The organism is Bradyrhizobium rifense (assembly GCF_008123425.1).
Classification (GTDB): domain Bacteria; phylum Pseudomonadota; class Alphaproteobacteria; order Rhizobiales; family Xanthobacteraceae; genus Bradyrhizobium; species Bradyrhizobium rifense.
In genome coordinates this window covers 25,078-45,852 of record NZ_VSSS01000059.1, presented here as the reverse complement: position 1 = coordinate 45,852, position 20,775 = coordinate 25,078, and the positions used below count along the sequence as shown (strand labels likewise).

The window sequence follows — 20,775 nt, the reverse complement described above, 5'->3', positions numbered from 1 at the left end:
AACGACTCGGTCCGGCCGGTGCGGATTGTCTGAAACACTTAAACAATCAGTTTCCGGTACTGATCGGGGCAGAGATCGCTGCCGCTGGGGAATTTCACGCGATGCCATCGCCCGCACCTTCGAGGTTCACGCTCCGGACAGCGCTGCGCCGGTTTCGCGGCAATCGCCGCGGATCCGCAGCGGTCGAGTTCGCGCTGGTTGCGCCGATCTTCTTCGGGCTGTTGTTCGCGATCATCGAGGTCGCGCTGATGTTCTTCGCGAGCCAGGTGCTCGAGTCCATCACGCAGAGCTCCGCCCGCGTCGTCCTGACCGGGCAGGCGCAGTCCGGTTCAGTGACGAGCTGTGCGGTGAACTCCGTGGCCACGCCGTGCACCCAGGCGACGTTCAAGACCTACGTCTGTGCGCAGATTCCGGCGCTGTTCGACTGCAACAGTCTCAGCGTCGACGTCCAGAGCTATTCGGACTTCTCGTCGGTCACGCTCGGCAACTACACCGCCTGCAACTTCGATCCCACCACGACGGGGTACAATCCCGGCAGCTCCGGGCAAGTCGTCGTGGTGCGGCTCTATTACAAGTGGCCGCTGTTCGTGACCGGGCTTGGCTTCAATTTGGCCTGTAGCACCACCAACAATACACGGCTTCTCGTTGCGACGGCCGCATTCCAGAACGAGCCCTACTAGGACCATCGGATTTGAGCAGAACCATGCAGGCGATCGTGAAAATCTTGCAAGCTGGCCGAATCTCTGCAGGCAAATTCCGCGCAGACAACGAGGCCCTCGCGGCGACCGAGTTCGCGGTGATCGTGCCGGTGATGCTCGTGATGTTCTTCGGCACCGTCGAGCTCTCATCCGCGGTGGCGGTCGACCGCAAGGTGACGTTGATTGCGCGAACTCTGTCCGATTTGACGTCGCAGTCCTCGGGGACATTGACCAACACCAACCTCCAGAACACGTTCACGGCGAGCATGTCGATCATCACGCCGTACGACAATACGCTCGTGAACGGCACGATCGCCCAGATCTATATCGATGCAAACAGCATCGCCAAGATTCAATGGAGCAAGTCCGCTGTCATTGCGAGCGGAGCGACGCAGGCCAGTCTGACGGCTCCGCCGCCGACACTGACGGCCAACACCACGGTCACGTCGATGATTCCGTCGACGCTCCTGATTCCGTCGACCTATCTCATCTTCAGCCAGGTGAGCTACATTTACACAGCTCCCGTCAAATACGTCCTGAAGACGGGCGTCACGCTGAGCGATGTCTCTTATACGCGGCCGCGACAAGTCACTTGCGTTGTCTATGGCGGCGTTCCGGCGTCCTGCTGAGCTGGATGCCGGGCGAGCTCGTCGATACCGCATAGAAAAGGCCGTGCATCCCGCACGGCCTTTTCGTTGTTCGGTGCGCTCGCGCTGATCCGGGCGGGGCCCGACAGCGCGCGCGCTGGAGATCAGCCTGCGTCGCGGAGGTTGTCGGCAGCCGACTTGCCGGACCGGCGATCGGCGACGATCTCGTAGGAGATCTTCTGGCCTTCGCGCAGCGAGCCGAGGCCGGCGCGCTCGACGGCGCTGATGTGAACGAACACGTCCTTGCCGCCATCGTCGGGCTGGATGAAGCCAAAGCCCTTGGTTGCGTTAAACCACTTCACGGTTCCCATGCTCACGGGGGTAGTTCCTTCTCAGATACACAATGTAAGAGCCCGCTTGCGCAGGCAGGTTAGATCGAATTTCTGGAAGGGTCGTCAGCGTGTCTGAACCGGCTGTACCGGTGGATGCTAATGTCGTCCGGCCGAAAATCGATTAGCGGATTTTATTGGAAATAAGGCACCAAAACAATCCTGACGCGCACGATTTTTTGATCCGCCGCGATTTGCGCGGCGGATCAGCATACAGGCCAGCATTTTAGTTCCGCGCTTGCGCGAAACTGATTAGCGGCGACGGAACTGACCGCCGCGCTGTCCGGGACGGGGAGGTCCACCCACGCCACTGGGGCGTTCGTCCTTGTGGCGGAAAATCAGCCGGCCCTTTTCGAGGTCGTAGGGCGACATCTCCACCGTCACACGGTCTCCCGCCAGCGTCTTGATGCGGTTCTTCTTCATCTTGCCGGCGGTGTAGGCGACGATCTCGTGCCCGGCGTCGAGCTGCACGCGGTAGCGCGCGTCGGGGAGGATTTCGGTGACCAGTCCTTCGAACTGGATCAGCTCTTCCTTAGCCATGAATTTCTCCAGGTCGTGGACGGCTAGTGCGAATAGGGTTTGCGGGTCGGTTGGCCCATCGGCCGACTCTCGCGGCGCAAAAAGGCAACGCCTTGTATCCCATCAGGCTTGCCCGCGCTATGCGCGGAACGCTGCTCCGGTCGGTCGTTTGACGAAGAGTGCGACTTGCCACCAGACCTTTGGGGGCGAGATCCCTTGGAGACCTTCTGGCTATTGCCAGGCCGTCCGTCAACATGCCGACCTTCGCCGGGCCTTCCGTCGCCCTGCTTGCCGGCGCTATGCCGTCCGTCGCTGCGCCTTTCGTCACCACGTCGGCCGTCGCCGTGGCGTCCCTCACCATGCCTTGCGCCTTGCGGGCGCTGGCCTGGGCGGCCGGGGCGACCCTGCCGTTGCTGCTGCTGCGGGGGAGCGCCCGCATCGCGGCGGCCGGCATCAGTGCGCAGATCCTCGCGCGGCAGTGCCACCTTGATCAGCCGCTCGATGTCGCGGAGATAGCTGAGCTCCTCGCCGCCGGCGACCAGCGAAATCGCGGTGCCTTCGGCGCCGGCCCGCGCGGTGCGGCCGATGCGGTGCACATAGGTCTCGGGCACGTTCGGCAGGTCGAAATTGATGACGTGGGTGATACCGTCGACATCGATACCGCGGGCGGCGATGTCGGTGGCGACCAGCGTGCGGATCTCGCCTGTGCGGAACTGGGCTAACGTCCGTTCGCGATGGTTCTGCGACTTGTTGCCATGGATGGCGCTGGCGGCGATACCGGCCTTCTCAAGCGTCTTTACGACCTTGTCGGCGCCGTGCTTGGTGCGGGTAAAGACCAACGCGCGGTTGACCTGCTCCTGCTTCAGTAGCTTGGCGAGAAACGCCGGCTTGGCCGAGAAGTCGACTTGGATGATGCGCTGCTGGATGCGCTCCACGGTCGAAGAGACCGGGGTCACCGCGACGCGGGCGGGATCACGCAGCATGGAGTCGGCGAGCTCTGCGATGTCCTTCGGCATGGTGGCCGAGAAGAACAGCGTCTGCCGCTTGATCGGCAACTTGGCGACGATTTTGCGGATGTCGTTGATAAAGCCCATGTCGAGCATGCGGTCGGCTTCGTCGAGCACGAGGAATTCGACGCTGCCAAGCTTCAGCCCGTTGCTCTGCACGAGGTCGAGCAGGCGACCGGGGGTGGCGACCAGCACCTCGACGCCCTGCATCAATGAGCGGACCTGACGGCCCATCGGCACGCCGCCGATGGCGAGCGTCGAGGACAGGCGGATGTGGCGGCCATAGGCGTTGAAGCTGTCGAGGATCTGCCCCGAAAGCTCGCGAGTGGGTGACAGCACCAGCACACGACAGGTCTTGGGCTGCAGCTTGATGCGGTTCTCCAGCAGGCGATGCAGGATCGGCAGCGCAAAGGACGCGGTCTTGCCGGTGCCGGTCTGGGCGATGCCGACGACGTCGCGGCCGGTCAGCGCCGTGGGAATCGTCTGGGCCTGGATGGGGGTGGGGGTGACGTAATTCTCTTCGGCGAGCGCACGTGCGATGGGTTCAGCGAGGCCGAAGTCCTGAAAGGAAGTCAAAAGAGGGGCTCTTTTCATGTCAAAAGCGGGCGCCCGGCGCAATCAGCGGGGCACGCGCAAAGGGGTGTCGAGAAGACACCTGCGTGTTTGGGGTGTCGGATGGCTTGGGAGATATGGGGCAAGCCAGACGCCCGTAGAGGGCTTAAGAACACGCGGCTCGCAACGACCGCTCGATTCGCAAGCGATCTCCTGCATCATATGGAACATTGACGCGGCGGTTTCAAGGCAGGCGTTCACCTGGCGTCGATTGCAGTGCAAAAATAGTTATGCCGGAATTTTAGCCAGTAGCGGCGTTTTGCTCAAAAAATAAACTGGATGCCGCAGAAGCATACATTTTCTTCGCCCAAGTTTTGAGCAATCAGACTGCGGCTAAAGTTTGATTGCGGCGAAATTGTCTAGACTGACCAATCACTTGGCAGGTGCCCAGCCCATGGCATGGTTCTTGCGATTCCGTTAATCGCAGGCGGCCGTGGGGCCGTTTCGCAGCGTTTTTCACGTCTGCGTCAGGGAGATGATACATCCATGCCTACCAAATCCATTCACGATATAGCGGCGTCATTTAGCCGCCGCGGCGTTCTCGCCGCGACCACCGGACTGATGCTCGGTCTGGCGTCCATTTCCGGTGCCAAAGCCGCGGACGACACCATCAAGGTCGGCGTCCTGCACTCCCTCTCCGGCACCATGGCCATCAGCGAAACCACGCTGAAGGACACCATCCTTTTCCTGATCGACGAGCAGAACAAGAAGGGCGGCGTACTCGGCAAGAAGCTCGAGGCCGTCGTCGTCGACCCCGCCTCGAACTGGCCGCTGTTCGCCGAGAAGGCGCGCGAACTGATCACCAAGGACAAGGTCTCGGTCGTGTTCGGCTGCTGGACCTCGGTGTCGCGCAAGTCGGTGCTGCCGGTGTTCAAGGAGCTCAACAACATCCTGTTCTACCCCGTGCAGTACGAGGGCGAAGAGTCCGAGCGTAACGTGTTCTACACCGGTGCGGCGCCGAACCAGCAAGCGATCCCGGCCGTCGACTATCTGATGAAGGACGAGAAGGTGAAGCGCTGGGTGCTCGCGGGCACCGACTACGTCTATCCGCGCACCACCAACAAGATCCTGGAAGCCTACCTGAAGTCCAAGGGTGTCGCCCAGGAAGACATCATGATCAACTACACGCCGTTCGGTCACTCCGACTGGCAGACGATCGTGGCCGACATCAAGAAGTTCGGCTCGGCCGGCAAGAAGACGGCGGTGGTCTCGACCATCAACGGCGACGCCAACGTCCCCTTCTACAAGGAGCTCGGCAACCAGGGCATCAAGGCGAAGGACATCCCGGTGGTCGCGTTCTCGGTGGGTGAGGAAGAACTCGCCGGCATCGACACCAAGCCGCTGGTCGGCCATCTCGCCGCCTGGAACTACTTCGAGTCGATCAAGACCCCCGCGAACGAGAAGTTCATCAAGGACTGGCAGGCCTACACCAAGAACCCGAGGCGCACGACCAACGATCCGATGGAAGCTCACGTGATCGGCTTCAACATGTGGATCAAGGCCGTCGAGAAGGTGAAGTCGACCGATCCGGACAAGGTGATCGACGCGCTTCCCGGCATCGAGGCTGCGAACCTGACCGGTGGCACCTCGAAGATGCTGCCGAACCACCACATCACCAAGCCGGTGTTCATCGGCGAGATCAAGGGCAACGGCCAGTTCGACGTGGTCTGGAAGACCCCGGGTCTCGTCGCGGGCGACGCCTGGTCGAAGGAGCTCGACGGCTCCAAGGACCTGATCGGCGATTGGGTCGGCAAGAAGTGCGGCAACTTCAACACCAAGACCAACAAGTGCCTCGGCTCCGGCTCCTGATCCGGATCTGACTTTCGACTGCACAATGGGAGAAGACGGCTATTCCGCCGTCTTCTCCCCACTTCTGCCGGGGTGATCCACAGTGCCAACCAATTTGTCCGCTCGTCTCTGCACCTTTGTCCTCTCGCTATTCCTGATCGCGTTCGCACTGCCGGCCTTTGCCGGTCCGTTCGAGGATGCGGTCGCCAAATTTGCCAACGACGATTACTCCGATACGGACGAAGCGATCGGCGTGGTCGCCAGCAGCGGCAACAAGCTGGCTTTCCCCATCATCAGCGCGCTCCAGGACGGCCGCCTGATGGCCGATCCGGACAGCAAGAAGGTTTACGTCACCGGCACCGACGGCAAGTCAATTGACGCCGCGACCGGCGAGCCCGTGGCCAGCGTGCCCGATAGCGCCAGCGCCGTCCGCCTCAACAACCGCCTGCGCCGCAGCGTCGATGCTGCGCTCGGCAGCCTGACGCTGCAGTCGCCCGATCTCGGCGCGCGGCTCCAGGCCGCGCAGTCCGTCTTCAAGTCGCATGAGGAGACCGCGCTCGAGCCGGTTGAAGGTGCGCTCGCCAAGGAAACCAACAAATCGGTCAAGACCGCGCTCGGTGACGCGCGCGCCGCCATCCTGCTGTTCAAGTCCGACGCCACCGAAGTGCAGAAGCTCGAGGCCGTTGCCACCATCAAGGCGCGCGGCGATCAGGAAGCGCTGGCGTTGCTGTCCGACATCGGCACCGACCAACCGCCCTCTGTCGCAAAGGCTGCCGCGAGCGCCATCAGCTCGATTCAGAGCTCGCTGGCGGTCTGGTCCTCGGTGCAGAATGCCTGGTACGGGCTGTCGCTCGGTTCGGTGCTGCTGCTCGCCGCGATTGGGCTCGCTATCACCTTCGGCGTGATGGGCGTCATCAACATGGCCCATGGCGAGATGGTGATGATCGGAGCCTACACCACCTTCGTGGTGCAGGAGGTGATCCGCACCCGCTATCCCGCTCTGTTCGACTATTCGCTGCTGATCGCCGTGCCGCTCGCCTTCCTCGTCGCCGGCGCCATCGGCGTGCTGATCGAGCGCAGCATCATCCGCTTCCTCTATGGCCGGCCGCTGGAGACGCTGCTTGCGACCTGGGGCCTGTCGCTGGTTCTGCAGCAGGCGGTGCGCACCATGTTCGGCCCGACCAACCGCGAGGTCGGTAACCCCTCCTGGATGAGCGGCGCGTTCGATCTCGGCCAGATCACCATCACCTATAACCGGCTCTGGATCCTCGTTTTCACACTCGCGGTGTTCATGATCCTGCTCGCGATGCTGCGCTACACTGCGCTTGGGCTCGAGATGCGCGCGGTGACGCAGAACCGTCGCATGGCGGCCTCGATGGGCATCGCCACCTCGCGTGTCGACGCGCTGACCTTCGGGCTCGGCTCGGGCATCGCCGGCATCGCCGGCGTGGCGCTGTCGCAGATCGACAATGTCAGCCCCAATCTCGGCCAGAGCTACATCATCGACAGTTTCATGGTCGTGGTGTTCGGCGGGGTCGGCAATCTCTGGGGCACCCTGGTCGGCGCCTTCACGCTCGGTATCGCCAACAAATTCCTGGAACCGGTCGCCGGCGCCGTGCTCGGCAAGATCGCGATCCTGGTTCTGATCATCCTGTTCATTCAAAAGCGGCCGCGCGGCCTGTTCGCGCTCAAGGGCCGTGCGGTGGAAGCATGACCCCTCACATGCTGACGCGATCGCTGGACCGCGGCGCAACGATATTCCTGTTGGCTGTTGCCGCGCTGGGCGTGCTGATCCCGCTGTCCAATCTGTTGCTGCCCGCCGGCTCTTTCTTCCAGGTGCCGACCTACCTCGTCGCGCTCTGGGGCAAGTATGTCTGCTACGCCATCCTCGCGCTGTCGATCGACCTGATCTGGGGCTATTGCGGCATCCTCTCGCTTGGCCACGGTGCTTTCTTCGCGCTCGGCGGCTACGCCATGGGCATGTACCTGATGCGGCAGATCGGCACCCGCGGCGTCTACGGCAATCCAATTTTGCCCGACTTCATGGTGTTCCTGAACTACTCGAAATTGCCGTGGTACTGGCACGGCTTCGACATGTTCTGGTTCGCCGCGTTGATGGTGCTGTTCGCGCCCGGCCTGCTCGCCTTCTGCTTCGGCTGGCTCGCCTTTCGCTCCCGCGTCACCGGCGTGTATCTGTCGATCATCACGCAGGCGATGACCTATGCGCTGCTGCTCGCCTTCTTCCGCAACGATTTCGGCTTCGGCGGCAACAACGGCATGACTGACTTCAAGGATATCCTCGGCTTCAACGTGCAGGCCGAAGGTACCCGCGGCGCCCTGTTCATGCTGAGCTGCCTCGGCCTGATCGTCAGCTTCCTGATCTGCCGCGCGGTCGTGTCCTCCAAGCTTGGCAAGGTGCTGATCGCGATCCGGGATGCGGAATCGCGCAGCCGCTTCCTCGGCTACCGCGTCGAATCCTACAAGCTGTTCGTATTCACGCTGTCGGCCTGCATGGCCGGCGTCGCCGGTGCGCTCTATGTGCCGCAGGTCGGCATCATCAATCCGAGCGAATTCGCACCTGGCAATTCGATCGAGGCGGTGATCTGGGTCGCGGTCGGCGGCCGCGGCACGCTGGTCGGCGCGGCGCTCGGCGCCATCGTCGTCAACTATGCCAAGACCTTCTTCACCTCCGGCGTGCTGGCGCCGTACTGGCTGTTCATGCTGGGTGCGCTGTTCATCCTGGTGACGCTGCTGCTGCCCAAGGGCATCGTCGGCACCTTCAATGCATGGCGGGAAGCGTCGAGAGAGAAACGCCCAGTAGCGGCGAGCGCGGCGGCCGAAGACGGCGTCACCGAACCCAAGATGGCGGAGTAGCGGTCATGAACGTCATGGATACCCGCGCGACCTCCGCGATGCTCTATCTCGACGGCGTGCACGTCTCGTTCGACGGCTTCCACGCCATCAACAATCTGTCGCTGACGCTCGCGCCGGGCGAGATGCGCGCCATCATCGGCCCGAACGGCGCCGGCAAGACCACCATGATGGACATCATCACGGGCAAGACCAAGCCGGACGAGGGTACGGTGCTGTTCGACGGCGTCACCGACCTGACGCGGCTGGACGAGACCCGCATCGCCGAGCTCGGCATCGGCCGCAAATTCCAGAAGCCGACGGTGTTCGAAAGCCAGACCGTGCACGACAACCTCCTGCTCGCGCTCAATGTCGATCACAGCGTCAAGGGCACGCTGTTCTGGCGCGGCAGCAGGGCGGAGTCGGAGCGTATCGACAAGGTGCTGGAGACGATCCGCCTCACCGACGCCCGCAACCGCCTCGCCGGCAGCCTCAGCCACGGCCAGAAGCAATGGCTCGAGATCGGCATGCTGCTGGCGCAGGACCCAAAACTGCTCCTCGTCGACGAGCCCGTCGCAGGGATGACCGACGTCGAGACGCATCTCACTGCCGAGCTGCTCAAGGAGATCAACAAGACCCATACGGTCATGGTGGTCGAGCACGACATGACGTTCGTGCGCGAGCTCGGGGTCAAGGTGACCTGCCTGCATGAAGGCACGGTGCTCGCCGAAGGAACCATCGACCAGGTCTCGTCCAACGAGCGGGTCATCGAAGTGTATCTGGGGCGCTGAGCAATGCTTGAGGTCAAGGACATCAACCTGTTCTACGGTGCGGCTCAGGCGCTGCGCGGTGTCTCGATCGCGGCCGAGCCGGGCAAGGTGACGTGCGTGCTCGGGCGTAACGGCGTCGGCAAGACCTCGCTGCTGCGCGCCATGGTCGGGCAATATCCGATCTCCTCGGGCGCGATCGTGTTCGACGGCAGCGACATCACGGGCCTCAAGCCCTATGAGCGGGCGCGCAAGGGCATCGGCTTCGTGCCGCAGGGCCGCGAGATCTTTCCGCTTCTGACGGTCGAGGAGAACCTCAAAACCGGCTTCGGCCCGCTCAAGCGCGAGGACAAGCACATCCCGGACGACGTGTTCTCGTTGTTTCCGGTGCTGGAGTCCATGCTCGGTCGGCGCGGTGGCGATCTCTCCGGCGGCCAGCAGCAACAGCTGGCGATCGGGCGTGCGCTGGTGATGCGGCCAAAGCTGCTATTGCTCGACGAGCCGACCGAGGGCATCCAGCCCTCGATCATCAAGGACATCGGCCGGGCCATCTCTTACTTGCGCAACCTCGGCAACATCGCCATCGTGCTGGTCGAACAATATCTCGACTTTGCCTGCGAGCTCGGCGACAGTTTCGCGGTGATGGATCGCGGCGCGGTGAAGTTCACCTGCGACCGCTCCAATCTCGACGCCAGCGAGATCAGCCGCCAGATGGCGCTGTAAGCCGGGTAATCGTAGGCTAAAGATCCTGCCGCGGCCGGCTGGGGGAGACGGATGCGCAGCGACGCCTTGGTCACATCTTTGGCGACATCTTCGGTGTTCGAAGCCAACCGTGCCCGCGGTGCGGTGCGCTTCGACGTGCACGCGCGCGACGGCGTGACGCGGCGCGGCGTCTTGCATGAATCCGGCTCGCTCCGCGTGCGCTTCCCCTCGCCGGAGGATGACGGCCTGTCCGGTGTGTTCGTCAACACGGCCGGCGGCGTCGCCGGCGGCGATCGCTTCGACATCGAGATCTCGGCCGCCGACGCTGCGCGTTTGACGCTGACCACGGCGGCCGCGGAAAAGGTCTATCGCGCGCCGGGCGCGGCAGCGCAGCTCAATATTTCCTTGAAGGTTGCGGCCGGCGCGCATCTCGGCTGGTTGCCCCAGGAGACGATCCTGTTCGATCGCGCCCGGGTTCATCGCCGCTTCGACATCGAACTCGATGATGCTGCCTCGCTCCTGCTTTGTGAAATTGTCGTATTCGGCCGCACCGCGATGGGCGAGCGTATGGAGCAGGGCGAATTCGTCGACCGCTGGCGGTTGCGCCGTGGCGGCAGGCTGGTCTTTGCCGAGACCATCCGGCTCGACGGCAATATCGGCGCAAAGCTCGCGCGATCGGCGGTTGCCAAGGCGGGTGCTGCGATCGGCACGGCCCTGATCGTGCCCGGCGACGAGGCACTGGTCGAGCGCATTCGTGAGGCATCGGATAGTTTCGCCGGCGAGGTCGGAATCTCGGCCTGGAATGGCTTTGCAATGGCGCGGTTCTGTGCCCAAGATGCGGCGCGTTTGCGCGCCGACATGATGGCCGTGCTGGCGCGCACCGGTGCGGCGCTGCCGCGACTCTGGCTGAATTGATGGCTGGCTGAATTGAAGTGTTGAACGGAAGAGATTTCGCATGAACCTGTCTCCCCGCGAAAAGGACAAGCTTCTGATCTCGATGGCGGCGATCGTGGCCCGCCGCAGGCTCGACCGTGGCGTCAAGCTCAATCATCCCGAGGCAATCGCGATCATCTCCGATTTCATCCTCGAGGGCGCGCGCGACGGCCGCACGGTCGCCGAGCTGATGCAATCCGGCGCGCAGGTGCTGACCCGCGACCAGGTGATGCCAGGCATCCCCGAGATGATCCACGACATCCAGGTCGAGGCGACGTTCCCTGACGGCACCAAGCTCGTCACCGTGCACGAACCGATCCGATAGGAGCGAGATCATGATCCCCGGCGAACTCTTCATCCAGGACGGCGAGATCGAGCTCAATGCCGGCCGCAAGACCGTGACGCTGACGGTCGCCAACACCGGCGACCGCCCGATCCAGGTCGGCTCGCACTACCATTTCTTCGAGACCAACCCGGCGCTGAAGTTCGACCGCAGGAAGTCCCGCGGCATGCGCCTCGACATCGCCGCCGGCACCGCCGTCCGCTTCGAACCCGGCCAGACCCGCGACATCCAGCTGGTCGCACTTGCCGGCAAGAGGACGATCTACGGCTTTCGTGGCGACGTGATGGGGAAGCTGTGATTCATGCTCTCCGCCGTGCGCCTCATCTCGGAAGCTGCTGAGCTGGCCGCGCGCCGGCACAATGGCATGGCGCGCAAGGGGCGGGGAGATGAGCCTTATATCAACCATCTCGCGGAGGTCGCGAACCTGCTGGCGGCCGCGACCGATGGCGCTGATGCCGAGCTCGTCGCGGCCGGCTGGCTGCACGATGTGATCGAGGACACCGAGACCGCACGCGAGGAGCTCGCGCAGAGATTCTCCGACCGTGTCGCCTCTCTCGTCGTCGAATGCACCGACAATATGAGCTTGCCGAAGGCCGAGCGGCGACGTCTGCAGGTCGTCGATGCGCCGAAGAAATCGGCAAGCGCAAAACTGATCAAGATCGCCGACAAGGTCAGCAATATTGGCGCGCGCATTCACTCCGATCCGACCGCGGAAGAGCGCGACGACCTCGCCGACTACACCGGCTGGGCCGAGCAGGTCGTCGCCGGCTGCCGCGGCGGCAATGCCTGGCTCGACACGACATTCGACAACATGGTGCGAACAGCGAGGGCCTCGCTGTGAGCACTGAATTGGAATTCAAACGCAAACGGGGCTTGTGATGTCCGTCAAGATGAAGCGTTCCGTCTATGCCGACATGTTCGGTCCGACCACCGGCGACAAGGTGCGGCTGGCCGACACCGATCTCATCATCGAGGTCGAGAAGGACTTCACCATCTATGGCGAGGAGGTGAAGTTCGGCGGCGGCAAGGTGATTCGTGACGGCATGGGCCAGTCGCAGGTCACCAACAAGCAGGGCGCGGCCGACACCGTCATCACCAATGCGCTGATCGTCGACCATTGGGGTATCGTCAAGGCCGACGTCGCCATCAAGGAGGGCATGATTTCGGCGATCGGCAAGGCCGGCAATCCCGATATCCAGCCGGGCGTCACCATCATCATCGGCCCCGGCACCGACGTGATCGCGGGCGAGGGAAAAATCCTCACGGCCGGCGGCTTCGACAGCCACATCCATTTCATCTGCCCGCAGCAGATCGAGCACGCGCTGATGAGCGGCGTCACCTCGATGCTCGGCGGCGGCACTGGTCCCTCGCACGGCACCTTCGCCACGACCTGCACGCCCGGCCCCTGGCACATGGGGCGGATGATCCAGTCGTTCGATGCCTTCCCGGTTAATCTCGGCATCTCTGGCAAGGGCAATGCGTCGCGTCCAGCCGCGTTGGTCGAGATGATCAAGGGCGGCGCCTGCGCGCTGAAGCTGCACGAGGATTGGGGCACCACGCCGGCCGCAATCGATAATTGCCTGTCGGTGGCCGACGATTACGACATTCAGGTCATGCTGCATTCCGATACGCTGAACGAATCCGGCTTTGTCGAGGACACCATCAAGGCGTTCAAGGGCCGCACCATCCACGCCTTCCACACCGAAGGTGCCGGCGGTGGTCACGCCCCTGACATCATCAAGGTCGCCGGCTTGAAGAACGTGCTGCCGTCCTCGACCAATCCGACGCGGCCGTTCACGCGCAACACCATCGACGAGCATCTGGACATGCTGATGGTGTGCCACCACCTCGATCCCTCGATTGCGGAAGATCTGGCCTTCGCGGAAAGCCGCATCCGCAAGGAAACCATCGCCGCCGAGGACATCCTGCACGATCTCGGCGCGCTCTCGATGATGTCCTCGGACTCGCAGGCCATGGGCCGCCTCGGCGAGGTCATCATCCGGACCTGGCAGACCGCCGACAAGATGAAGAAGCAGCGCGGGTCACTGCCGCAGGACAAAGGCAAGGACAACGACAATTTTCGCGTCAAGCGCTACATCGCCAAGTACACGATCAATCCGGCGATCGCGCATGGCGTGTCGAAGCTGATCGGTTCGGTAGAGAAGGGCAAGCTTGCCGATCTCGTGCTGTGGTCGCCGGCTTTCTTCGGTGTCAAGCCGGATTGCATCGTCAAGGGCGGCATGATCGTCGCAGCTCCCATGGGCGACCCGAACGCCTCGATTCCGACGCCGCAGCCGGTGCATTATCAGCCGATGTTCGGCGCCTTCGGCAAGGCGCGCACGGCGTCCTCGGTGGTGTTTACTTCAAAGGCAGCCATTACCGGTGGGCTGGCGCGAAAACTCGGTATCGAAAAGAAGCTCTATGCGGTCCAGAACACCCGCAGCAAGATCTCGAAGAAGAGCATGATCCATAACGACGCCACGCCCAATATCGAGGTCGATCCGGAGACCTATGAGGTGCGTGCCGACGGCGAGCTTCTGACCTGTCCGCCCGCCGAGGTGCTGCCAATGGCGCAGCGATATTTCATGTACTGAAATAGCGCCTCAACGCATGTCCCGGACGCATCACTGCATGTCCGGGGGCGGCTTTTCCGGTTTTGCGTTCGATCCCGGCTGGTCTAATGTCCCGCCCGGTATCTAACCCTTAGAAGAAAAGCCGGGAGGATTTCTCGTGATCTACGTCGTTGCCACCCTGACCATCAAGCCCGAAACGCGCGCCGAATTCATTGCGGCCGCCACCGCCTGCATCAAGGAGACGCGGAAGGAACCCGGCAATATCGCCTACGATCTGCACGAGAGCGTCACCGATCCCTCCAAGATGGTGTTCGTCGAGCAGTGGGAGAACGCCGAGGCGCTGGTGCCGCATCGTGGCCAGGAGCACATGAAGACGTTCGGCCGTGTTGCGGTGAAATGCTTCGCGGCGCCGCCGAAGATCGAAGTCATCACGCCCGAGAAGGTCGAGACGAGGTAATAGCGCATGATCCGGGCAACGCAGGTTCAGGGACAGCACCGCTTCACGGAAACGCCGGCGGATACGGTCGTGCTCGATTTCGACGATCGGCACCGCCGCCGCATGGCGATGACGGGAACGCGGGGCCTCGAATTCCTGCTCGACCTGGAGAATGCCGTTGCACTGCGCGGCGGCGATGCGCTGGTGCTGGAAGACGGAAGACTGGTCGAAGTGGTCGCGGCACCCGAGCCGCTGCTCGAGATCCGCGGCCACGATCCGCACCATCTCATCCGTGTCGCCTGGCACCTCGGCAATCGCCATCTGCCGACGCAGCTCATGGCCAAGGCCTTGCGCATTCGCCGCGACCACGTCATCGAAGCCATGGTGAAGGGGCTTGGCGCGCGGGTGGTCGAGATCGAGGCGCCGTTCGATCCCGAAGGCGGGGCCTATGCCGAGGCCGCCCATGCGCACGGGCATGACGACCACGGACACCACGATCATGGCCATGGTCACCACGATCATGATCATCACGGTCACGACCACCATGCCCATGATCATGCCGCACATGACCATGGGCACGATCACCATCACCACGACGAGCATTGCGATCATCCCGACCATCGCCACGGCCACAAGCATGCTCATGACCACAAATGAGCCGGTCAGTAACGGCGACCTCGCCGAGCGCGAGGCGGCGGCGCTGTACCGGCTGATGACGTGGCTGTCGCCGGCGTTTCCCGTCGGCGGGTTCTCCTATTCCAGCGGCATCGAGTGGGCGGTCGAAGCGGGGGACGTCACCGACGTCGCGACGCTGGCCGATTGGCTGGATGCCATGCTCGGCGACGGCTCCGGCGTTTGCGATGCGACGTTTCTGGTCCACGCCTATCGCGCCGCCGAGGCCGGTGAAGACGCCGCCTTGAATGATGTCGCCGAGCTTGCTGCTGCCTTCGTGCCGTCGCGCGAACGGCAGCTCGAGACGACCTCGCAGGGGCGAGCGTTCATCGACATCTCCCGCGCGGCGTGGGATGCCGAGGGCCTGGATGCCATGGTCGCGGCCTGCCGCACACCGCTGGTCTATCCCGTGGCCGTCGGCGTCGTCGCGGCGCTGCACGGCGTGCCGCTGGCGCCGACGCTGCACGCCTTCCTGCATGCGCTGGTCTCGAACTGGATCTCGGCAGCCAGCCGGCTCATTCCGCTCGGCCAGACCGACAGCCAGCGCGTGCTGGTGAAATTGGAAGCGGCTGTCGCCGCAACCGCCAATCGGGCACTGAACGCGACATTGGACGACCTCGGCAGCGCAACCTTCCGCGCCGATCTCGCCAGCCTGCGGCACGAGACACAATATACGCGGTTGTTTCGCTCGTGAGCGATACGGCCTTCAACTGATCAAGAGAGAGCAACTACATGGCAACTTCTCACGGCCCCCTGCGTGTCGGCGTCGGCGGCCCCGTTGGATCGGGCAAGACCGCGCTGATGGATCTGCTCTGCAAGACCATGCGCGAGCGCTACGACATCGCCGCGATCACCAACGACATCTACACCAAATGGGATGCGGAATTCCTGGTGCGGTCGGGCTCGCTGACGCCGGACCGCATTGCGGGCGTCGAGACCGGCGGCTGCCCGCACACCGCGATCCGCGAGGACGCCTCGATGAATCTCGCTGCGGTCGCCGACATGCGCGCGAAATTCCCCGGGCTCGATCTCGTGCTGATCGAATCCGGCGGTGACAATCTCGCTGCCACTTTTTCCCCGGAGCTCGCCGACCTCACCATCTACGTCATCGACGTTGCCGCCGGCGACAAGATCCCGTCCAAGGGCGGCCCCGGCATCACCCGTTCCGACCTTCTCGTCATCAACAAGATCGACCTCGCGCCCCATGTCGGTGCTTCCCTTGAGAAGATGGACACGGATGCCAGGCGCATGCGCGGCGAGCGCCCCTTCGTCATGACCAATCTGAAGAAGAGCGAGGGCCTCGACCGCATCGTCGGCTTCATCGAGACCAAGGGTGGATTGAAGCGGGCGGGCTGACGGGCCGCGGCGACATGGCGCAGGCATTTCCCGCCGTTAACGTCTGAGGCAAAGCCGCATCAGCGGAACAAATTTCGGACACGGCGATTATCTACCTCCGGTGCCCGGAGCAGAGCCGCTGTTGGCCAGACGATCGGCCGGGCGGATTAAGCTTTTTCGGCGACCGAAGTTGCGTACAGATGCCTCCTCCGTCATTATCTCTGCCACTGGGGTCCACCCTGTTTCGGCACATGGCCGTTCGAGCGGCGTTGATATGCTCCGTGTTTATTGCCGACCTCCTGCCTTCGCCTGAGTAGTCGCGTGGTCCGGCTGGGTTTCATCATCGGCTTCATCGCTCTGCTCGGGGCCTTGCTCTCCGGGCTTGCGGCCTATCGCGTCCACGACCAGGAGCTGGCGCTGGACCGGATTGCGCTGGCCCGCGCGATCGACGTTCATGCGAGCCTCGTCCAGGACAGGTCGACCGAGCGCGAGCTGCTGGCGCGCGTCGCCTCAGGCCTGTTCCGCGCGCCGTCGGTGCTGAAGCCCAACATGCTGGAGCCGCTGCGCTCGGCGATCTACGCCTTCAAGACCGATTTCGTGGTGGCTGGCTGGGTCGCCCGACTGCAGCCGAGCGAGCTCGCTGCGGCGCAGACCGCGATTGCTGCCGCCGGCTTCCCGAAACCGCAGATTCGTGACTACAGCGACAAGCCGATCAACCCGGCAAGGCTGACCCAGCCGATCGACGTGCTGATGGACCTCGAGCCGCGCAGCGACGAGACCAAGGCGCTGCCGGGCCGCAGCTACGATGACGAGCCGGTTCGCAACGCCATGCTGACGCGTGCCAGGGTCGAGAAGCGGTCGGTTGCCTCCGACCCCATACCGCTCTTGCGCGACAACGGGCCGATCGGCGTCATCGTGGCCGCCCCCGTCATACCCGAGGGCGCCACCGAGCCGGCCGGCTTCGTCACCTTTTCCTACGAGCTGGCTTCGCTGATGCTGACCAATGACGATCTGTCGTTGTTCTCGGTGGCGCTGAAGGACCCGCGCAAGGAAGGCAGCGAGCTCGTTGCCAACGACCAGGGCGTCGTCTCCACCCGCATGACGACGCCGGATGGGCCGGCCCCGTCGGCGACGCGCACCATCAGCTTCGGCGGCCGCGACTGGCAGCTCGGCTATTACGCCAAGACCAACTCGGCTCGGCGCGCCGAGCAGACCGCCATCATCGTCGCGGCGATCGGCTTCGCCATCACCGCGATGGTCTGCGGCCTGTTCGGTTACGTCGCCTACAATAACTTAAGGCTCAGCCGCGAGATCCAGGTACGGATCGGCTTCGAGCGGCGGCTGACGGCGGTCATCGACGAGCTCAACCACCGGGTCAAGAACATCCTCGCGGTGATCCAGTCGATCGTGACGCGCACGCTGCGCCACGGCTCGGACATCGATGTCGCGCGCGAGCTCTTGATCGGCCGCATCCACGCCATGTCGAACGTGGTCTCGCTGCTCAGCGAGAGCCAGTGGCAGGGCGTCAAGCTGAAGGGCCTGTTCGAAGCGCGCGCCATTCCGCATGCCGATCGCATCGCCGTCAGTGGCCCGGATATCGCCGTCAGCGCGCGCGCCGCCCAGAGCCTGTCGCTGCTGTTCTTCGAGCTTGCCTCGCACTCGGACGAAGGCCTGTCGCTGGTCGGCAAGCATCCGCACATCACCGCAAACTGGACGGTGACGGGCGAGGAGCCCGAGACGGTGTTTCATTTCCGCTGGGAGGAGTTCAACACCAGCGAGGCGACGCGCCGGCCGGATTCGGATTTCGGTCTGATCCTGCTCGATCGCGTTGCGCCCGAAGCGCTCGGCGGCACCGCCAAGCGCTACTTCACGGATGTCTCCTATGTCTATGAATTGACCGCGCCGATGGAGACGGTCGTGGATATGACCGAGCGCGACCGCACGGAAAAACTATCGCAACCGGTGAAGCCGGTACGCTAGCCCTTCGGGCGCAGCACCAGATCGACCAGGTTGCGTGCATAGGCGGACGTGATCGGCGCGATGCCGAAGACGTAACGATAGAACAGGCTGCCATAGATGGCGTCGTAGAGATCCTCCGCCGGAGCCTCGGCCAAAATGCTGCCGTCACGCTGGCCGGTCGCGATCATCTCCACCAGTGCGTCGCGGCGGAACTGGAGGTAGCGGGCATAGAACAGCTCCGCCGAGCCGGTCTTGGAGATGCATTCGGAGATGACCGCAAGCTGCACCTTGCCGAACTCGCCCTGCAAGGCCTCGGCATAGGCGACAGCATGGCGGCGCGCGCGCGCCGCGGGCGTACCCGCACTCACCGGGGGCAGCGGCAGCATTTGCGCGGCGTGATGGAGAAAGGCGTCGATCAGCAGCGCTTCCCGCGACGGCCACCATTTGTAGATCGTCATCTTGGAGACGTTGGAATGGCGCGCGACGGCATCGATCGTGGTCGCGGCGAGGCCGGTGGTCGCCATCAGCGTATAGGCGCTTTCGAGGATGGCGTTGGTGGTCTCGATCGAGCGCGGCCGGCCGCGTCGGGGCGCGCCCTCGGCCGTATCGCTCGTGCCTTTCGCCATGACCAAGCTGGACTCTCCTCGCGCAGAGGCCGCCATTCCTTCAGGCTGCCACCTCGTCCGCATAGCGTAGCCGAAGTCTCCGGCCTAGCGAAATCGCGCGAGAGCCTTGGGAGAGCCTTGGGAGAGCCTTGGGCCTAGGCCCGCTGCCGTACAGCCGCAGGCCCGTCCTGACGCTTCGACCAGGAGATATAATAGGCCACCGCCGTCATCGCTGCGAAACCGGCAAGGCTCACCCCGATCTGCATCACGACCAGATTGGCGCCGGTGATCAGGATGAGATGGCCGGCGAAGGATAGGAATACGCCGACGCAGAACACGGCGAGCCATTCCTCGCCGCATTTGATCACCATCTGGAGCGGTTTCCATTGCAGCCCCGGATGGTCGGCCGGGATGAGGTGAGTCGCGATGAAAGCGAGCGCGAGGAAATGGAGCACGCGATAAGGCGCGAGGTTTTCCTTGTCCGCCGGCGAGATGCCGTTGAGCACGACATCCGGTAGGTAGACGGACAGCGCCGGCGAATGGCGCATCAGGGTGATGGCCATCGCCGACACGAGATAGGCGCCCGCTAGCACGCGAAGCCAGGGCAGGTTGCGGAAGGTGCGGCCTGACGCGCCGGTGACGGCGAACCAGCCGCCCAGCACCATCAGCATCTGCCAGCAGAACGGATTGAACGTCCATTCCTGGTCCGGATAGGTCCGGAAACCCCACTCGAACCAGCGCGCCGCGAAATAGAACGCGACAGAGAGCGCCAGCGTCACGTTCGGCCGCCGCAACAGCCCCCACAAGGCAAACGGAAAGAAGGCCATCAGCGGGATCATCAATTGCAGCAGGTCGAGGTTGAGCGGCTCTTCCTGAAGCACGAGACCGCGGACCAGGATGCGCAGCGGATGCTCGAGAATGCCTGAGATGTTGTAGTCGCTGATGATCTCCGGCGCCATCGATTGCGAGGCGACATAGGCGATGGTGTCGATGTAAATCACGAACAGCACGACATAGGCGGCATAGAGCCGCCAGACGCGGCCGAAGATGCGCGTCGCGGCGACGACATAGCCGCGCTCCAGCGCCATCCTGCCGTAGATGATGGCGACGCCATAACCCACCACGAACACGAACAGGTCGGCAGCGCCGCTGAAGCCGAAGTTGCGCAGCGTCAGCAGGTTGACGACATTGTTCGGGATGTGATCGACGAAGACCGACCAGGTCGCAACGCCGAGCGTCAGATACAGCCTTGCGTCGTGGTCGAATGCGGCGAGGTTAGCCTTGACGGACGGCTTCATTGCGGAAAATGACTTTTGGAATCACGGGCGATGCTTTTAGCGGCAACCGCCTGCCTATCCGAGTAGCGTTTACGTGAAGGAGGGGGGATTTACCGCGCCTGATGAAAAATTGCGCAGAGATGGGCTGTGGAATTCCTTCCGGCTTGTTCGTCCGGTTGGCAGCGCAACTTTCTTAACGCGGTCCCGTCGTCACTCCGCCAGCTCGGCTGATGCCTCTTCGGCAGCGCCGGCGCGGCTTGCCATGATTCCGAGCGCGACGCCGCCGATGGCCAGGATCGGCAGAAGCCGCTTGACGCCGATGGCGCGGACGATCTGCAAGCCCGTTGCGATCAGCATGGGATCGGCGAGCATGCTCGGGGCCGCCTTGGCGGCGCGCTCAGCGGCGATGCGGGCACGCGTCCGCATCTCCCGCTTGTAGCCCCAATAGCTTCCAGCGGCGGCAAGCGTCAGCAGGAAGAAGATGCCGGCGCCCGCAAGGCAGGCCGGCACGGGACCGTATTTCTCCAGCACCGAGATGAAGGCCGCCGCGCAGAGGAAGCATGTGGTGATGAACAGTGCGAACGCCGCACCCGCCGCCAGCGAGGTCAGTCGCATGGTCGTGCCCGTCGATGCGCTGATGCCGTCGATGATGCGCTGAAACACGGTCTTGCTCCTCAGGTCCCCACAAGCCAATTCGTCACGTGCCGTTCACGGCGGCGGAGG

Annotated in this window: 23 protein-coding genes; 17 read left to right on the top strand and 6 right to left on the bottom strand. The window is 63.5% G+C overall.

Annotated features, from left to right (window positions below; translation table 11 throughout):
* Window positions 1-101: 101 nt before the first annotated feature.
* The gene (locus FXB40_RS34900) at window positions 102-680 is read left to right on the top strand and encodes a TadE/TadG family type IV pilus assembly protein (protein WP_148776820.1); all 579 of its coding nucleotides are present in this window, start codon (window positions 102-104) and stop codon (window positions 678-680) included.
* Window positions 681-703: 23 nt separating this feature from the next.
* Window positions 704-1,327 (top strand): TadE/TadG family type IV pilus assembly protein, encoded by a 624-nt coding sequence (locus tag FXB40_RS34895; RefSeq protein ID WP_148776849.1) that lies wholly within the window; start codon window positions 704-706, stop codon window positions 1,325-1,327.
* A 122-nt stretch (window positions 1,328-1,449) separates the two neighbouring features.
* Here FXB40_RS34895 and FXB40_RS34890 read toward each other — a convergent pair whose 3' ends face one another.
* The 3 genes from FXB40_RS34890 to FXB40_RS34880 form a co-directional block, all read right to left on the bottom strand.
* Complete coding sequence (locus FXB40_RS34890; RefSeq protein ID WP_148776819.1) at window positions 1,450-1,662, bottom strand: cold-shock protein; 213 nt, start codon at window positions 1,660-1,662, stop codon at window positions 1,450-1,452.
* Window positions 1,663-1,926: 264 nt separating this feature from the next.
* The gene (infA, locus tag FXB40_RS34885) at window positions 1,927-2,214 is read right to left on the bottom strand and encodes a translation initiation factor IF-1 (RefSeq protein WP_008131890.1); all 288 of its coding nucleotides are present in this window, start codon (window positions 2,212-2,214) and stop codon (window positions 1,927-1,929) included.
* A gap of 23 nt (window positions 2,215-2,237) precedes the next feature.
* Complete coding sequence (locus FXB40_RS34880) at window positions 2,238-3,794, bottom strand: DEAD/DEAH box helicase (protein WP_187437353.1); 1,557 nt, start codon at window positions 3,792-3,794, stop codon at window positions 2,238-2,240.
* 504 nt (window positions 3,795-4,298) lie between these two features.
* On the opposite strand from FXB40_RS34880, the gene urtA reads away from it, so the two are divergent.
* The 15 genes from urtA (at window position 4,299) to FXB40_RS34805 (ending at window position 18,191) form a co-directional block, all read left to right on the top strand.
* Entirely contained in the window at window positions 4,299-5,621 is a 1,323-nt protein-coding gene (urtA, locus tag FXB40_RS34875) for an urea ABC transporter substrate-binding protein (protein ID WP_148776817.1), read from the top strand.
* A gap of 82 nt (window positions 5,622-5,703) precedes the next feature.
* Window positions 5,704-7,314 (top strand): urea ABC transporter permease subunit UrtB, encoded by a 1,611-nt coding sequence (urtB, locus tag FXB40_RS34870; protein WP_148776816.1) that lies wholly within the window; start codon window positions 5,704-5,706, stop codon window positions 7,312-7,314.
* The gene (gene urtC / locus FXB40_RS34865) at window positions 7,311-8,474 is read left to right on the top strand and encodes an urea ABC transporter permease subunit UrtC (protein ID WP_148776815.1); all 1,164 of its coding nucleotides are present in this window, start codon (window positions 7,311-7,313) and stop codon (window positions 8,472-8,474) included. The genes urtB and urtC overlap by 4 nt, the downstream gene beginning before the upstream one ends.
* 5 nt (window positions 8,475-8,479) lie before the next feature.
* On the top strand, window positions 8,480-9,241 hold the full coding sequence (gene urtD, locus FXB40_RS34860) for an urea ABC transporter ATP-binding protein UrtD (protein ID WP_148776814.1): 762 nt from the start codon (window positions 8,480-8,482) through the stop codon (window positions 9,239-9,241).
* 3 nt (window positions 9,242-9,244) lie between these two features.
* The gene (urtE, locus tag FXB40_RS34855) at window positions 9,245-9,940 is read left to right on the top strand and encodes an urea ABC transporter ATP-binding subunit UrtE (protein ID WP_148776813.1); all 696 of its coding nucleotides are present in this window, start codon (window positions 9,245-9,247) and stop codon (window positions 9,938-9,940) included.
* Window positions 9,941-9,991: 51 nt separating this feature from the next.
* Window positions 9,992-10,834 (top strand): urease accessory protein UreD, encoded by an 843-nt coding sequence (locus FXB40_RS34850; RefSeq protein ID WP_148776812.1) that lies wholly within the window; start codon window positions 9,992-9,994, stop codon window positions 10,832-10,834.
* Window positions 10,835-10,874: 40 nt separating this feature from the next.
* Entirely contained in the window at window positions 10,875-11,177 is a 303-nt protein-coding gene (locus tag FXB40_RS34845) for an urease subunit gamma (protein ID WP_007605424.1), read from the top strand.
* 10 nt (window positions 11,178-11,187) lie between these two features.
* Window positions 11,188-11,493 (top strand): urease subunit beta, encoded by a 306-nt coding sequence (locus FXB40_RS34840; protein ID WP_148776811.1) that lies wholly within the window; start codon window positions 11,188-11,190, stop codon window positions 11,491-11,493.
* Between the two features lie 3 nt (window positions 11,494-11,496).
* Window positions 11,497-12,036, top strand: a complete 540-nt coding sequence (locus FXB40_RS34835) for an HD domain-containing protein (RefSeq protein ID WP_148776810.1) — start codon at window positions 11,497-11,499, stop codon at window positions 12,034-12,036.
* 37 nt (window positions 12,037-12,073) lie between these two features.
* A complete protein-coding gene (gene ureC, locus FXB40_RS34830) occupies window positions 12,074-13,789 on the top strand; it encodes an urease subunit alpha (protein WP_148776809.1) in 1,716 nt (571 codons plus the stop codon).
* Window positions 13,790-13,925: 136 nt separating this feature from the next.
* On the top strand, window positions 13,926-14,225 hold the full coding sequence (locus FXB40_RS34825; protein ID WP_148776808.1) for a putative quinol monooxygenase: 300 nt from the start codon (window positions 13,926-13,928) through the stop codon (window positions 14,223-14,225).
* Window positions 14,226-14,231: 6 nt separating this feature from the next.
* On the top strand, window positions 14,232-14,861 hold the full coding sequence (gene ureE / locus FXB40_RS34820) for an urease accessory protein UreE (protein WP_148776807.1): 630 nt from the start codon (window positions 14,232-14,234) through the stop codon (window positions 14,859-14,861).
* Window positions 14,842-15,570: an urease accessory protein UreF gene (locus FXB40_RS34815; protein ID WP_148776806.1), complete on the top strand. Its 729-nt coding sequence runs from the start codon at window positions 14,842-14,844 to the stop codon at window positions 15,568-15,570. The genes ureE and FXB40_RS34815 overlap by 20 nt, the downstream gene beginning before the upstream one ends.
* A gap of 38 nt (window positions 15,571-15,608) precedes the next feature.
* The gene (gene ureG, locus FXB40_RS34810; RefSeq protein ID WP_148776805.1) at window positions 15,609-16,232 is read left to right on the top strand and encodes an urease accessory protein UreG; all 624 of its coding nucleotides are present in this window, start codon (window positions 15,609-15,611) and stop codon (window positions 16,230-16,232) included.
* A 300-nt stretch (window positions 16,233-16,532) separates the two neighbouring features.
* Window positions 16,533-18,191, top strand: coding sequence for a CHASE domain-containing protein (locus FXB40_RS34805; RefSeq protein WP_148776804.1), 1,659 nt, complete (start codon window positions 16,533-16,535; stop codon window positions 18,189-18,191).
* On the opposite strand, the gene FXB40_RS34800 is transcribed toward FXB40_RS34805, so the two are convergent.
* The 3 genes from FXB40_RS34800 to FXB40_RS34790 all read right to left on the bottom strand — a co-directional run bounded on the left by FXB40_RS34800 (window position 18,188) and on the right by FXB40_RS34790 (window position 20,715).
* Window positions 18,188-18,796 carry a TetR/AcrR family transcriptional regulator gene (locus tag FXB40_RS34800; protein WP_187437352.1) on the bottom strand — a complete coding sequence of 203 codons (609 nt, stop codon included), beginning with the start codon at window positions 18,794-18,796 and terminating at the stop codon, window positions 18,188-18,190. The two genes, FXB40_RS34805 and FXB40_RS34800, sit on opposite strands and share 4 nt — an antisense overlap.
* Window positions 18,797-18,930: 134 nt before the next feature.
* Window positions 18,931-20,073, bottom strand: coding sequence for an OpgC domain-containing protein (locus FXB40_RS34795; protein ID WP_148776802.1), 1,143 nt, complete (start codon window positions 20,071-20,073; stop codon window positions 18,931-18,933).
* Between the two features lie 189 nt (window positions 20,074-20,262).
* The gene (locus tag FXB40_RS34790) at window positions 20,263-20,715 is read right to left on the bottom strand and encodes a hypothetical protein (protein ID WP_148776801.1); all 453 of its coding nucleotides are present in this window, start codon (window positions 20,713-20,715) and stop codon (window positions 20,263-20,265) included.
* Window positions 20,716-20,775 lie beyond the last annotated feature (60 nt).